The organism is Pectobacterium sp. F1-1, assembly GCF_025643735.1.
Taxonomy (GTDB): Bacteria; Pseudomonadota; Gammaproteobacteria; order Enterobacterales; family Enterobacteriaceae; genus Pectobacterium; species Pectobacterium colocasium.
The window spans coordinates 4630064-4645740 of record NZ_CP104733.1; the positions used below are offsets into that span (position 1 = coordinate 4630064).

The 15677-nt window shown below is 49.8% G+C and carries 13 protein-coding genes; 6 read left to right on the top strand and 7 right to left on the bottom strand.

Features of this window, described 5'->3' with window-relative positions; genetic code table 11:
* The first annotated feature begins 254 nt into the window (after positions 1-254).
* Complete coding sequence (locus NAL19_RS20820) at positions 255-830, top strand: DJ-1/PfpI family protein (protein ID WP_263058331.1); 576 nt, start codon at positions 255-257, stop codon at positions 828-830.
* Between the two features lie 134 nt (positions 831-964).
* On the opposite strand, the gene NAL19_RS20825 is transcribed toward NAL19_RS20820, so the two are convergent.
* Together NAL19_RS20825 and NAL19_RS20830 are read right to left on the bottom strand one after the other, a co-directional pair.
* Positions 965-1957, bottom strand: coding sequence for an acyltransferase (locus NAL19_RS20825; RefSeq protein WP_263058332.1), 993 nt, complete (start codon positions 1955-1957; stop codon positions 965-967).
* A 207-nt stretch (positions 1958-2164) separates the two neighbouring features.
* Positions 2165-3700, bottom strand: a complete 1536-nt coding sequence (locus tag NAL19_RS20830; protein WP_263058333.1) for an aldehyde dehydrogenase family protein — start codon at positions 3698-3700, stop codon at positions 2165-2167.
* Between the two features lie 220 nt (positions 3701-3920).
* Between NAL19_RS20830 and fdhD the strand changes: the two genes are divergently transcribed.
* The 3 genes from fdhD (at position 3921) to NAL19_RS20845 (ending at position 7816) form a co-directional block, all read left to right on the top strand.
* Complete coding sequence (gene fdhD / locus NAL19_RS20835; RefSeq protein WP_263058334.1) at positions 3921-4754, top strand: formate dehydrogenase accessory sulfurtransferase FdhD; 834 nt, start codon at positions 3921-3923, stop codon at positions 4752-4754.
* Positions 4755-4984: 230 nt separating this feature from the next.
* Positions 4985-5614, top strand: a complete 630-nt coding sequence (gene sodA / locus NAL19_RS20840) for a superoxide dismutase [Mn] (RefSeq protein WP_263058335.1) — start codon at positions 4985-4987, stop codon at positions 5612-5614.
* Between the two features lie 312 nt (positions 5615-5926).
* Complete coding sequence (locus NAL19_RS20845; RefSeq protein WP_263058336.1) at positions 5927-7816, top strand: methyl-accepting chemotaxis protein; 1890 nt, start codon at positions 5927-5929, stop codon at positions 7814-7816.
* 117 nt (positions 7817-7933) lie between these two features.
* On the opposite strand, the gene NAL19_RS20850 is transcribed toward NAL19_RS20845, so the two are convergent.
* The 5 genes from NAL19_RS20850 to NAL19_RS20870 form a co-directional block, all read right to left on the bottom strand.
* Positions 7934-8296: a YibL family ribosome-associated protein gene (locus tag NAL19_RS20850; protein WP_263058337.1), complete on the bottom strand. Its 363-nt coding sequence runs from the start codon at positions 8294-8296 to the stop codon at positions 7934-7936.
* 91 nt (positions 8297-8387) lie between these two features.
* A complete protein-coding gene (locus NAL19_RS20855; RefSeq protein WP_317630329.1) occupies positions 8388-8954 on the bottom strand; it encodes an MltR family transcriptional regulator in 567 nt (188 codons plus the stop codon).
* 119 nt (positions 8955-9073) lie between these two features.
* Positions 9074-10222: a mannitol-1-phosphate 5-dehydrogenase gene (locus NAL19_RS20860; RefSeq protein WP_263058339.1), complete on the bottom strand. Its 1149-nt coding sequence runs from the start codon at positions 10220-10222 to the stop codon at positions 9074-9076.
* Positions 10223-10283: 61 nt separating this feature from the next.
* Entirely contained in the window at positions 10284-12191 is a 1908-nt protein-coding gene (locus NAL19_RS20865) for a PTS mannitol transporter subunit IICBA (protein ID WP_263058340.1), read from the bottom strand.
* Between the two features lie 530 nt (positions 12192-12721).
* Positions 12722-13438: a DUF3053 domain-containing protein gene (locus NAL19_RS20870; RefSeq protein WP_225086258.1), complete on the bottom strand. Its 717-nt coding sequence runs from the start codon at positions 13436-13438 to the stop codon at positions 12722-12724.
* Positions 13439-13847: 409 nt separating this feature from the next.
* Between NAL19_RS20870 and NAL19_RS20875 the strand changes: the two genes are divergently transcribed.
* Positions 13848-15227, top strand: a complete 1380-nt coding sequence (locus NAL19_RS20875) for a hypothetical protein (protein ID WP_225086260.1) — start codon at positions 13848-13850, stop codon at positions 15225-15227.
* Between the two features lie 10 nt (positions 15228-15237).
* On the top strand, positions 15238-15672 hold the full coding sequence (locus tag NAL19_RS20880; protein ID WP_263058341.1) for a hypothetical protein: 435 nt from the start codon (positions 15238-15240) through the stop codon (positions 15670-15672).
* Positions 15673-15677 lie beyond the last annotated feature (5 nt).

The window sequence follows — 15677 nt, forward strand, 5'->3', positions numbered from 1 at the left end:
GCAAAATAAGTGAGTGATAATTTAAACATCTTTTTGGCGGGACAGGAAGAGAAGAGTCATGCTTTCGCGTAAAAAAATTCGCGGCCGATTCACGACCAAGTTAGCAAGTATAGCGCTATCTTCTCTTCAGGCTAAGCAGCAAAAATCGTTTACGCGACCCACCCGACATTAATAAAACATCGTTTCATTTTATCGATATTTCTTTGCTATCCTCCTGCGGTTAACACCTTCCCTTGCATATTGCTGGAGATGCTATGTCTAAGAAAGTCGCCGTTCTGCTGGCCCCAGGGTTTGAAGAAGCGGAAGCGATCATGGTGATTGATGTACTGCACCGCATGAAGATAGAAGTCACCATGCTGTCATGCTATGACAGACTGGAACTGCGCAGTTATCACAATATTCGCATGTTTGCCGATGCTCTGCTGGAAAGAAACCAGGACACGCTGTTTGATGCCGTGGTCATTCCTGGTGGCCCACAGGGTACGGTAAACCTGGCTGCCAACCCAATGGTTGTCGAGTTTATCCGTCGCCATGACGAGGCGGGAAAACTGATTTGCCCACTGTGCTCTGCGGCTGCACGCGTACTGGGTGGTAACAACATGCTGAAAGGCCGTCGCTACGTTTGCTCCGGCAAGTTATGGCAGGATGTGACCGATGGCGTTTATGTTGACGAGAAAGTCGTGGAAGACGGCAATCTAATCAGCGGCAAAGGGTTAGGCGTGACATTCGATTTTGCCTTTACCCTCGCCAACCGCCTGACGGGTGACAAAGAAAACGCCAACTTCCAGGTTGAGCACATCGATTACGATTACTGGCGCGTGCCGGCGTAACCGCTCATCTGCCTAATATAAGGCGCGTCCCGCCGCGCCTTCCCGAGTGATGAATAACCTCAATAACGACCTAACAACACCCACGATACGACGCTTCTGCGGTGATGTCATACGTCCGGTAAACCAGACAAAGGTCAACTCACCCAGCGCCGCACATCGATTTTCTGTAGCGCCATCGAGAGCAGCAGGCTGGCTCCTAGCGCGATGGCGAAAACATACAAAATATCGAGAACCGGGAGGGATGGCAGTACCACGTCATGCGTACGCAGATAGTGAATGATCAACGCGTGGAAACCGTAAATCGCCAGCGAATGGCGCGAAATGATGGCAAATCCCGGCAAAATCCGCTGGCTACAGTAGTGTTTAAACACCACCACAAGGCTGACCGCCGCCAGAAACACCAGCGGGCCACAGTAGATGTAAAATGTCTGGGTAAATGTATCGTTCAGTAATGTGTGGTGCTTAGTCCCCATCGCGACTAGCGCGACACACGCGATAAAGAACGGGATAGCGGCTAGCGCGATTTTCTTTGGAACTTCCAACATACCCAATGCACGCCCCAGCGCGGCATACAGCACGTAGTAAAACGTATCGCCGTAAATATAGAGATTCACGGGCAGTAATTTAAACCCTGCAAATTCCACCCGCCCTGTATTGGGATTGGCGACCACAGCCAGCAGGATAATCAAGACGGCTAAATATTTTCCCGATACCGGCTTGATGGTAATAAGTGGGGAAAGCAGATAAATCACGATAATGGCGTAGAAAAACCATAAGTGATAAAAGACCGGTTTTTGCAGCGCATGGTGCAATGAGTTCAGGCCATTAATCGGCGTGAGCGTCGCAATATAAATCAGCGCGACCGTACTATAAAAAAGCAGGCATAAACCGATACGCAGGAAATGTTTTTCCCCCGCGCTGCGCTCGCCAAAGAATAAGTAACCCGAGATCATGAAAAACAGCGGAACACAGACGCGCGAAGCGGAGTTCAGAATATTCGCCACATCCCAGTGCCCATCGCCCGGCGTGCCGCCTGCAGTAATATAGTAGGTTGTGCTATGAATCAGAACGACCATCATGCAGGCCAGCGCCCGCAGGTTATCAATCCAGCCGATCTTATCCGTCATGCACAACCTCTTGAAAGCAAAGCGCTATTCAAAACAGCGTAGCCGTTGTTGAGCGCTGGCACAATCAACGATCAACAACCCACAATCAAAAGTCTGTACTCAACAATCGGGAAAATCTGAGTGATAAAGACAGATTAATACGGGAAAACATTGGGTTACGCCATGCATACTCGCCAGAAAAGGCAGGCACGGCATGGCGTGAGTGAATCAGAACAGTCCCATCGGCTTATCAGAGTAACTCACCAACAGGCACTTGGTTTGCTGGTAGTGTTCCAGCATCATTTTATGGTTTTCACGCCCGATACCGGACTGCTTGTAACCGCCGAACGCCGCATGCGCCGGATAGGCGTGATAGCAGTTGGTCCAGACGCGTCCGGCCTGAATACCGCGCCCCATCCGGTAAGCGATGTTACCGTTACGGCTCCACACGCCAGCCCCCAGCCCGTATTCCGTATCGTTGGCGATCTCCAATGCGTCATCCATGGTTTTGAATGTCGTGACCGCCAGCACCGGCCCGAAAATTTCTTCCTGAAAGACGCGCATACTGTTTTTACCGAAAAATATCGTCGGCTCCAGATAGTAGCCTTCCGCCAGTACGCCCGGCATCACCTTACGCTGGCCGCCCGTGAGCACCCGTGCTCCCTCTTTCTTACCGATATCAATATAGTTCAGGATGGTATCAAGCTGACCTGCGGACACCTGTGCGCCCATCATGGTTTTGCTGTCCAGTGGGTTGCCGATGCGGATAGCCTCAACGCGCTTGATTGCCCGTTCCATAAAACGATCGTAGATAGATTCCTGTACCAGCGCACGACTCGGACAGGTGCAGACCTCTCCCTGATTGAAAGCAAACAAGGTGAAGCCTTCGAGCACTTTGTCAAAAAAGCTGTCTTCTTTATCCATCACATCGGCAAAGAAAATGTTCGGCGATTTGCCGCCCAGCTCCAGCGTGACTGGCGTCACATTCTGCGCCGCATAGCTCATGATCTGCTGACCCACCTCGGTCGAGCCGGTGAAGGCGACTTTAGCAACGCGTTTCGACGTTGCCAGGTATTCGCCAATTTCACTTCCCGACCCGTTGACGACATTAATGACCCCCGCAGGCAGCAGATCCTGAATCAACTCCATCAAAATCAGCACCGACATCGGCGTCAGTTTGGCGGGTTTCAACACAATACAGTTACCGGCGGCCAGCGCTGGCGCCATTTTCCAACAGGCCATCAGCAGCGGGAAATTCCAGGGAATGATTTGTCCGACAACGCCGAGAGGTTCATGAAAATGGTAGGCCACGGTATCGCCGTCAATTTCACTGATCGCCCCTTCCTGCGCACGGATACAGGCCGCGAAATAGCGAAAATGGTCAATCGCCAGCGGCACGTCCGCCCCGCTGGTTTCGCGTATCGGTTTACCGTTATCCCAGGTTTCCACCTGCGCGAGCAGCTCAAGATTTTGTTCCATTCGGTCGGCAATGCGGTTAAGCACCAGCGCCCGCTCCTGCACCGACATGCCGCCCCATTCCGCTTTTGCCTTGTGGGCGGCATCCAGCGCGTGGTCAATATCTCGCGTTGATGAACTGGCCACTTCACACATCGGCTGGCCCGTTACTGGCGTCAAATTGACAAAATACTGACCCGCATCAGGGGGAACCCAGGCTCCGCCGATAAAATTGTCATAGCGTTTTTTCAGGTTGAGAGAACCGACTTCGTCAGATGCGCGTCGGCCTTCAAAATTATCATGCGCCATTTCAGTCTCCTTTTCAGTTCCGGGTAAGCGGCCATGCCGCGGTGAAAAAAGAGGCAAACAGTAAGCAGTTAAATTAAGCCTATACGGGGTATGGAATTAGCGACAGGATTCGGCCAGAGAAGAAGGCAACTCTTCGAGTTGACGCACAGTTTCTTGCGAGAAAAAGTCGCATCCCTTCAGGCGCGGTGAAATAATACTTTTAATTTCCAGGGTTACTAACATGCAGGTATTTCAGGTGGAAGGGGTTCATTTACGCGCGGATGCCGCCCTTGAAGGCGCAACGCAACATTCGGTCTATCATCCCGATTCGCTGCATCAACCGCAGTCTGACTGGCTGGCGGAAGAAGTGCCCGTTGCGCTGGTCTACAACGGCATATCACATGTCGTCATGATGGCTTCGCCGAAAGAATTGGAACAGTTCGCCCTCGGATTTTCCTTATCTGAAGGCATTATTGAATCACCGGCGGATATCTACGGGATGGATGTTCAGGCCGCCTGTAACGGCATCGAAGTACAGATTGAGCTTTCCAGCCGACGCTTTGCCGGACTAAAAGAGCGACGCCGGGCGATGGATGGCCGCACCGGCTGCGGCGTATGCGGCGTAGAGCAGCTCGCGGAAATCGGCAAACCCATCGCCCCTTTACCCTTTACGCAGACATTTTCCCTCAGCAGGCTCGATAGCGCACTGGCGCGACTACGGGACGTGCAGCAGATCGGTCAGGTAACGGGTTGTACGCATGCCGCGGGTTGGGTTGCACCAGACGGTACGCTATCCGGGGGGAGCGAAGATGTCGGCCGACATGTCGCGCTGGATAAACTGCTGGGTACCCGAGCGAAACAAGGGTGGCAGCAAGGCGCAGCACTGGTTTCCAGTCGTGCCAGCTATGAAATGGTTCAGAAATCTGCCATGTGCGGCGTGGAAATTCTGTTTGCTGCCTCAGCGGCAACCTCTCTGGCTGTTGAGGTCGCAGAGCGCTGCAACCTGACGCTGGTCGGTTTTTGTCGACCGGGACAGGCGACCATCTACACACATCCACAGCGTCTGAGCGAGTAAACAACACCACCAGCGCAGCCTGAAGTATGACGGGTATAGATTAATTTGTTTCTACATAGTGCGATAATGACATAACCGTTTGTTATCATGAGGTAAAGCAATATGGCTCATGATATCAGAGCGAGAATAATCATTTTCAATATCATTTAATTAACTATAATGAACGTATTGCTTACGCGGCACTAACAGTACAGTGCTGTAACATTTTTTTTACCATGGAGATGCTAAACATGAGTTATTCACTGCCATCGCTGCCATATGCTTATGATGCACTGGAACCGCATTTCGACAAAGAAACGATGGAAATTCACCATTCCAAACACCATCAGGCTTACGTCAATAATGCTAACGCCGCGCTGGAATCTCTGCCTGAGCTGGCTAAATTGTCTGCTGAAGAGCTGATCGCTCAACTGGATAAAGTTCCTGCTGAGAAAAAAGCAGCACTGCGTAACAACGCTGGCGGCCACGCCAACCACAGCCTGTTCTGGAAAGGCCTGAAAGTTGGCACGACGCTGACTGGCGACCTGAAAGCAGCCATCGAACGCGATTTCGGCAGCGTTGATGCGTTTAAAGAGAAATTTGAGCAAGCCGCAGCAACCCGCTTTGGCTCTGGCTGGGCCTGGCTGGTTCTGAAAGACGACGGCAAGCTGGCTGTCGTGTCTACTGCAAATCAGGACAGCCCACTGATGGGCGAAGCCGTTTCTGGCGCCTCTGGCTACCCAATCATCGGCCTGGACGTCTGGGAACACGCTTACTACCTGAAATTCCAGAACCGTCGCCCAGATTACGCTAAAGCCTTCTGGAACGTGGTGAACTGGGACGAAGCCGCCGCACGTTTTGCTGGCGCGAAAAACGCCTGATACCATCAGGTTTCTTCTGCGTTTGAATATAAACTGGAATAACAGTCTGTTATTCCAGTTTTTTATTGTCCCCGCTATATTTCAAGCCACCTGTACGCTGGTATCCGGTTCATCTTTACGTTTCTCTCCGACAGGCCGCCGCTGGCTGGCTCGTAAAGTTTCAGAGTAACATGCCGATATCTACTGCGGGTTTTTACCATGTAGTTTTGCAAAAATAGGCTTGGCAAGCGGTAATCCGAGATGCTAGCACCGCTAATCAAGTGTGCATCGGGATAATGAATTTGACTCAATACGATATAGTGGTGGGATGTGATGGCTATGAATTTTGACAATCTAAAAGTCGGTAAAAAATTAGGATTAGGCTTTTTCCTGATTCTGCTGATGACCATGGTAATTGCCGGCGCGGGCATTATGCATATTAGCTCGCTGAAAGACAGTATCGATAAAGTTAATTTAAGCAACAATATTAATGATGAAATTAACCAAGCTAAATATTACCGTGCACTATACGGCACCACTTATAATCCTGATGATATAAAAAGGAACGTTGAACACATTGCCAATGTCAGTAAACTCGCTGAAAAGGCAAAAGAATTTAACTGGCCGGAAAATGACGCCAAGAAAATAGCCAACATCCCCACATTAATTACCAGCTATCAGGAAAAACAAAATAATTATATTAATGCCGTGAGCAAAAAGGATGCCGTTAGAAAAAGCTGGAATCTTTCAACAACGGAAAAACCGCTACAACAGCTCAACGAGCAATTAAAGACAGACAACAGCACAACGCTTCAATTATTACTTTCTGACCTGAACCAAAAACTGATTGCCGTCCGCTACCACGTCCGTGGTTTATTACTTTCTCCCAATAAAGAATCCGAAGAAAAGCTGACGGATGCCATTGATGCGGCACAAACGTCACTGACCTTCCTGTATCAGAGCCTATCTACCGAACAGCGTGAAACGCTGGCACCCGTTCTCACAATCATGAACAACTATGAAGAGCAGGTTCTGGCCTACATGCCAGCCTATCAGGAAGAGATGGCACAAGCAGCACAAATGCAGGCTGTCGCCGACCAATTGAACAGCGTGGTTAAATCCCTGCTTAGCGATCAACTGGCAGCCTCACAGGCAGATATTCATAGCGCCACGCTGCAAATGAGCATTGCGGCATTGATTACGCTGCTGCTTGGCCTGCTGATTTCATGGTTCATTTCACGCCAGATCACCACACCGCTGGGCAACACCTTGAACATGGCTGAAAAAATCGCGACAGGCGATCTCACCATGTCCATTAACACAACCCGTAAGGATGAGCTGGGTCAGTTGATGAGTGCAATGTCGAAAATGAATGACAACCTGCACAATATGATCGATAACATTCGCGTCGGCGTCAGCCAGATTTCTAACGCCTCCAGCGAGATAGTCGCGGGCAATACGGATCTGTCATCACGTACCGAGCAACAGGCCGCCGCCGTTGAGCAAACCGCCGCCAGCATGGAACAGCTCACCGCGACAGTTAAGCAAAACGCGGATAACGCGCACCACGCCAACAAACTGGCAATCAGTGCTTCCCAAACGGCCAAACAGGGTGGCGAGCAGGTGAATAACGTGGTGCAAACCATGACCGCGATTGAAAACAGCTCTAAACGTATCGCGGAAATCACGTCCGTCATTAACAGCATCGCCTTCCAGACCAACATTCTGGCATTGAACGCCGCGGTGGAAGCCGCTCGCGCTGGTGAACAAGGCCGTGGCTTTGCCGTGGTCGCCAGCGAAGTCCGCAATCTGGCACAGCGCAGCTCTCAGGCCGCGAAGGAAATCGAAGGCCTGATCTCTGAATCGGTTAATCAGGTATCACACGGTGCGACGCTGGTCGGCAGTGCAGGCAAAACGATGAATGATATCGTCACCTCGATCACGCAGGTGCATGACATCATGGGTGAAATTGCCACTGCATCGGATGAGCAAAGCCGGGGCATCAGCCAGGTTAGCCAGGCGATTGTTGAGATGGACAGCACCACGCAGCAGAACGCCGCGCTGGTTGAACAATCCTCTGCAGCCGCCGACTCGCTGGAAGAACAGGCACGACTGCTGAAGCAGGCGGTTTCCGTCTTCCGTCTGGCCAATACACAGCACGATGAGACGCCTGCCAGTATCGCATTTACCAACCCAACGCATCGTCTGCACGCACCGCGCTAATATCGCAACAGCCACGTACCAGAAACAACAAAGCCCCTGTTAAACAGGGGCTTCATCAACAAATCCATCACGCCAACACGTACATCATCAGCGTCTGTCGGCGCAGAGAAACAAACCTCAGAACGGTTTCGGCGCGTAGCCCGTCATCTCTGTTAAGCCCATCTCGCGCCCCAGTGCAGTCATCGGATGTACCACTACCAAACCGCGAACGCTTTTCTTCAACGTCCCCATATCAGCCTGCTCTTTTTTCGTAATAGCACGGCTGAAAGGCAGATTCGCCAGCTTCTGCGCTTCTTTACTGAGTTTCTGTTCTCTCACGTTACGCAGGCGCTCAATTTCGGCCGTCAGCTTCTCACGCACTTCCATATTGAGGGCGATAGCTTCAGCATCACCTTGTGCCAGCAGCGTGGCTTGCTTACGCGTCAGCTTATCCAATTGGTCGCTAAGGCGTTTAATCTCTGCTTTTTCCTGCTCTTTCATAAAAGATAACCTGTATAACGGGAGAATAATGCGGAGCACAGCATACACTATACTCTTGGCTGACGCAGTGACGTGATACTGTAGAATCGCGTTAAAACGCCTTTTTCAGGCTGATTTGCGCAATCAGAGTGGTCAGGGATAACACCAGCGTGGAACGCACCATTTGCTGATAGCGCTGCTGCTGCATGTTCACCAGAAGCGGGTCGGCAGCGTCGGCTCCCGGCGGCAAAGCGGGTTCTGCGGGCAGCGCCGTAACGCAATGCAGCTCGCCGATAGGTCCCAGAATTTCATCGTCGGTAAAACGGTAATGCCCATCGTCATGCGACAGTTCTTCACCCAGCGCCATTAACAGTTCCGCATCTTCGTACTCTTTACGGCTGATCATTCCCAGACCATAAATCAGCTTCAGGCGCACGGAAAGGTCGCCCAACGGGCCCGTTCCCGTCATCAAGGGTTCAACGGCGTATTTCACCGCATAGTCGTCTTTACGGAACACCTGCAACATCAGGATGCTGACCGCTTCAGCCAGCAATTCAACGGCACAAAGCATAAAATCGCGCACGGTCTTCCCTGAGTTCAGCGCTTCCAGAACCCGGTTTTCAAACGCCTGTGTTTCTTCCATCGTCACTTCTCGACTCTTTAACCCCGCACACCGCATACCCCATCTCGGCAGCATGCTTACACCGGCAGGTGTGGCGACCTCCCATTCCCGACGTCGCCCATATACATGACATTGTGTCGAAAAGACCACACCAGCCTGGTGACGAGACGCGCCGATTACTGCATGGCGTTATACACATTCACTGCTTGCGCGACAACCTCGCTGTCAGCATCCAGACCAGAAATCTGTGCCAGCGCCGCCTGCGGCCCATGTGCACGGAGCAACTCAGCCAGTTCCAGCGCCTGCGGATCCTGTTCACTGCGATAATGCATCGCGGCGGCAATACCGGTAATCAGATTGTCATGCGGCAAATGGTACTCCAGCGTTCCCAGCAGCGGCTTGATCAGACGGTCGCCAGCGCTCAGTTTACGCAGCGGCTGGCGGCCAACACGCTCCACATCATCATGCAGATGGGGGTTTTCAAAGCGGCTGAGAATTTTATTGATATAGGCGGCATGCTTATCCACATCAAAACCATAGCGCTTGATGAGCACCGCGCCACTCTCTTCCATTGCGCCTTTGACTACGGCTCTGACTTTCGGGTCAAGAATCGCGTCGCGAATCGTTTGATGACGCGCCTGCTGGCCGAGGTAGGCCGTAATCGCATGACCCGTGTTCAGTGTGAAGAGCTTACGCTCGACAAACGCCATCAGGTTGTCAGTCAATTCCATACCGGGAATCGCTGGCGGCTCACCGCAGAACTGGGTTTTATCGACAATCCATTCACTGAAGGTTTCTACCGTCACCGCCAGCACATCATCACTGCCCGCTTCGGAAGGGGGAACGATGCGATCCACGGCAGAATCGACAAATCCCACATGCTCGACAACCCATTCCTGATGGCCTTCGGGCAGCAGTTTCAACACATGCTGTTTTAACTGGCTGGTGCCGCGCACCATATTTTCACAGGCAATAATGTTCAACGGCCGGGAATTGCCGTCGTTATGACGCTTAACCAGCCCCTGAGCGATAGTTCCGGCGATTTTTTCCAGAATCTGCGGCCCCACCGCGGTCGTTACCAAATCGGCCACGGCAATCAGCGCGACGGCATCCTGACTACCGCTGTGAACGGCGCTAACGTTGCTCACGGTATCAAGACGTGTGTTATCCCCAACAATCTGTACCGTATAGCTTTTACGGCTGTTCAAGGCATCCAGCAGCGGCTGATTGACGTCAGCAAATGTCAGTTCGACGTTGGCATCCGCCAACAATTTCCCAATAAACCCACGGCCAATATTACCCGCGCCAAAATGTAATGCTTTCATGAGACATAACCTTAAAAAAACATAAAAAGAGGCCGCCCGAAGGCGGCACTAGCCACATCAATTAGGCACTCTTTTTACCGGAGAGTAAGTCGAGTACTTCCTGAACATCCTGCGTGTGCGCCAGACGCTCAATGACGGCGTCATCGTCCAGTGCATTGGTCAGGCTGGTGATGACCTGGATATGTTCGTTGTTACGGGCAGCGATACCGATAACCAGACGCGCAACCTCATCTTCTTCATCGCCAAAGCGCACCCCTTCAGGGTATTGGCAGAAGACAACGCCCGTTTTCAGCACGCGATCTTTCGCTTCAATCGTACCGTGCGGCACGGCGATCGACTCGCCCAGATAGGTAGAGGTCAGTTTTTCGCGCTCCAGCATCGCTTCAACATACTCAGGCTCGACATAGCCGCCTTTCACCAGTTGCTCACCAGCGAAACGGATTGCCTGCTCTTTGTCTGTCGCATGCTGATTCAGGAACACATTGCCAGCGCCCAATTGGAACAGGTTCGTCTGCGCATCGGCAGTCGCAGGGGCAGGCGTCGCCACGGTTTCAGGCTGCACGGCACCCTGCGCAGCCACCAGACGAGCCGCCAGATCGCTATACAGACCGCTATCAAGGAAGTTGGTCAGCGAAATGTGCTGTGCCTGCGGTGCATGACGCATCGCGCGCTCGGTCAGGTCACGGTGTGTAATCACCAGATCGACATCGTCCGGCAGGCTATTGATCGCGCTGTTAGTCACCGAAATGTTGGTCAGCCCAGCGTCCTGCACTTTCTTGCGCAGCACGCCAGCACCCATCGCGCTGGAACCCATACCGGCGTCGCAGGCTACGATGATTTTACGCACGGTGCTCATATCGCCGCTGACACCAACGTTAGCTGCCGTGCCTTTAGAAGAGGCTTTCATTTCCTGTACGCGGCGCGTTGCATCGCTCAGGTCTTCTTCTTTTTGCTTGGTGCTTTTCAGCAGAATCGCCGACACGATGAAGGACACCGCAAAGGCCGCTGCAATGGCTGCGAGGTTAGCGAAGTAAGCGCCTTTTGGCGTCATCGCCAACACCGCCAGAATGGAGCCTGGAGACGCTGGAGAAACCAAACCGCCGCCCAGCACGCTCAGCGTAAATACGCCAGTCATCCCGCCCAGAATCACCGCAATAATCAGACGCGGATTCATCAGCACATACGGGAAGTAAATTTCATGAATCCCGCCCAGGAAGTGGATAATCGCCGCACCTGGCGCAGACTCTTTCGCATTACCACGACCGAAGAACATATAAGCCATCAACACGCCCATACCTGGGCCTGGGTTTGCTTCGATCAGGAAGAAAATAGACTTGCCGGTTTCCGTTGCCTGCTGAATGCCAAGCGGTGAGAAAATACCGTGGTTGATCGCGTTGTTCAGGAACAGAATTTTCGCCGGTTCAACGAAGATGGACGTAAACGGCAGCAGGTTGTTCTGGACCATCAGGTTAACGCCGGAAGCCAGTACCCGAGAGAAGACTTCAACCAGCGGACCAATCGCAAAAAATGCCAGAATTGCCAACAACATACCGATAATACCGGCAGAGAAATTGTTGACCAGCATTTCAAAGCCGCTCTTGATTTTACCGTCGACCATACGGTCAAAACGTTTGATCGCCCAGCCGCCCAATGGGCCGACGATCATGGCGCCGAGGAACATCGGGATATCGGTCCCGACGATCACACCCATCGTCGTAATTGCCCCCACCACGCCACCACGCTCACCGAATACCAGACGTCCGCCGGTATAACCAATCAGCAATGGCAGCAAATACGTAATCATCGGGCCGACGAGCTTCGCCAATGTTTCATTGGGAATCCAGCCGGTAGGAATAAACAGAGCGGTAATAATACCCCAGGCGATAAAGGCGCCAATATTGGGCATGACCATATTGCTGAGGAAGCGACCAAAGTTTTGCACTTTGATCTTAATATCTGGTGAAAGCATAAAAACACACCCCTATTGAAACGCGCTGACAATAAGAGCGCGTGGTAATTATCGTGAGACGGCGTGGCAATATGTGTTAGTTGCAGCGATGGTTAGCAACAACGACCGACAGCCTTATTTTTACCGAGATATCAGCAGTGACCAAAACCCCGGCTCTTATAGGCCTATCGGTTATCAAAACACCGATTGCTTCCGTCAGTATTACTGTATGCAGCGCGGACTCTAACACGCTGTTTTCATACCGCAACTCCACGGCAGTAACGTGACAAAAATCACACAACCACCCTACATCAACGATACAAATAGGTGATTTACTTCACAAAAAAACGTTAAAAATGAAAAACTAAACCAATTCCCAGACCAACACGGCCCTTTATATGTGATATAAGTCACACTTTAAAGACCTGTATTTGTTTTATTTATGTGATGTCACTCACAATTTATTTTTACCCCCCTCGCCTCTCATCGCCCTGTTATCCAGAATCCCTATCCGTAATAGCGCATCGCTAAAACATGAGAAAACGACGCGGCTAGGGAGAATTCACGCCATTTACCCCTCTGAGCGCATTCATTAAATTCTGCTGTTGCATGGGTAACGCCGCCACCATGCCGTTATATTGCGCCACCTGTTGTGGCGTACGGAATTGCACAGACGCACCATTGAACACGGCCTGATCGCCCTGAGCCTGAAGGAAATCGCCGATCTGAGTCAGACTCTGTGCAAAAGCAATCGCATTTGGAATAGCGGGTAACAGCGCGTTAGTTGGCTGTATTACCGTGCGTGCATACAGCCGCTCATAGGGTATCTGTACCTCTTCAGGCTGTTTTAGCATCCGGTGGGCATTGTCCGCCTGTACTTTCGCCGCCTGCACATGCTGGCTCAGCAGGTTCATTGCCCCGATAGATTGCCGAAGGCCATCGCGCTGTGTCAGATAGTCTTTAGGGACGCGGATACGGGAAATTTGCCCCAGCATCGGCGTCAAACTGCCGGATATCGCCTGATTAAACTGCTGAGAAAAGGTGGTTAAGATCGCGTAATCGTTGGCAAAATTGCCAAAATTCTTCTTTTGCTCTTCCGTCAATGTCGGCAGCTTCCCACCCTGCTGCGACTGCGCGCTTTGCAGGAACGCAATGAATGCCTTCCGCTGCTCCGCCTCGCTGTCACCACAGGCAGCCAGCTGCAATGCCGCCAGAATAACCAGAACCGGCAGCAGCCAGCGTGAACGGTACATCATCAGCCTTCTCATTCCCTACTCCTGTTATGCTTACTGCCCCGCCAGCCGTGCTTTTTTCAAACCCAAACACGCTGACGACGGATTTTCCATGACAAGATTTTCTACGACATAAGCATAGTCGAATCAGGCTGGCTGTGCAGGAAAGGTCAGATCTGACGTTCAAAAGAAATAAAAACCAATATGGTTATTGTTTAATCATAAACATATTATTAAAATTGCGTTTCATATCGCATTTTTCATCCTAATAATAACGAACACCTAAAAGATGAGGTTACTCGATAGTATGAAAAAATGATTACATAATTTAATAATTATCAAGCTAATTAAAATGCAATTTACTGCCTTAACTAAAAAGTGCCTCCTTTAGCACTATAGCTTCATTTTTATCTTATTTTTAACAAACGGACGATTTGACTACTCTATGCTTAATATATTACCACTTGAAACATGGCTTTTTATTGCTGTGATCCTTGCCTACTTCATCTATAGCAATCAGAATTTTACCGAGAAGAAAGCTCATGAATCACCAGGAATCCTCATTACTATAGGGATATTGGCAACCTTTCTGGGCATTGCGTTAGGCTTGGCATCATTCGATATGAATGATGTAGAAAATAGCCTACCTAAGTTGATTAATGGCATAAAAACCGCATTTTGGGCCTCTGTTGTGGGTGTCGCTTGCGCATTAATTATAAAATGGCGCTATGCTTTCCGTGGTGTAAGAACAAAAAACAACCAACCAACACCAACAGACTCCACAATTGACGATATTGTTCAACACCTGCAGCTTTCTACAGAATCAATTGGACGATTGCATTATGCTATCGCAGGAAATGAAGACGCATCTTTGCTGACACAGTTAAAATTAATGCGTGGAGATCAAAACGATAAGCTAACCAATATCCATAATGCATTCATTGAATTCTCGAGAAATCAAACTGAAAACAACTCAAAAGCATTAATTGAAGCATTAAAAGAAGTTATTCATGATTTTAATGAAAAAATTGGTGAACAATTTGGCGACAATTTCAAACAGTTAAATGAAGCTGTCGGTAAAATAAATGAGTGGCAGCAGCAATACAGCCTACAAATACGAGAGATGATTGAGCAACAAACTCAAACAACAGAAAATATGCAACAAGCGACCCAATCCTTTTCTGAAATAATGACACAATCGGAATCATTTACTCAAGTTGCAAAAGACATTCATCAAACGATTGGTACGGCCTCTAGTTTAGAAAAAGGCATAGAAGAAAATCTGAAACAACTTGCTGAATTAATTGAATCATCAAAAACAGGCATCCCCGAAATAGAAAAAGGAATCATGGCTATTATAGAGGATGTGAGGAACGGGGCTACAGCCTCCGCCACAGCCATTGAAAATAGTGTTTATACTGTAACGCAAACATTGGAATCATCGACAGCCGATTTTAGCAACCAGATGATAGATAGTTCAAAAACAATGTTTGATGCTATAAGAAACCAAAATCAGGAAATGCAAAAATCTGTGCAACAAACAGGCACAGAGCTACAAGAGCAGATAACACGCCTTTCTCAAGATCTCACTAAATACATACAGCGACACAATGAAGATGTAACGAATAATATTGTCGAGCTGAATAAAAAAACAGAGCAACAGGTTCAAACATTAGATGCAGCTCTAGCGGCTGCGTTGAAGAAATCTCTCGATAGTCTCGGCCAACAATTAGGGGCACTGTCTTCTAAATTTGTACAGGATTACGATCCGCTAACAGAAAAGCTAAGAGACGTCGTACGCCTATCAGAGAATTTAAGGGGATAGGGGATAGAAGATGAATAATCCATTACTGACTCGCCAAAAAGCAGATAAAGAGGATTTTTGGATCAGTCTGAGTGATTTAATGACCTCTCTAATGATGATCTTTTTACTTATTTCTGTTGTCTATATGATAAAAGTACAGGAGATGGTTAAGATCCCATCTGTATATAGAAATACCTTACAGGGGCTTGGTCAAGCCTTACAGCACGAATTCCAGGACGATCTAAAACGCTGGCACGCAACAATCGACGAAGATCTAACAGTGCGATTCCAAGAGCCAAATATTTTATTTACGACCAGTTCCTCTGAGCTAAAGCCGGAATTTAAAAGTATCTTAGATGAATTTATTCCTCGCTACCTTAGTATTATGACTGATAAAAATATATCAATAATATTGAGGAAATACGCATTGAGGGACATACATCAACGATGTGGCGAACTGGTGTAAGTGAA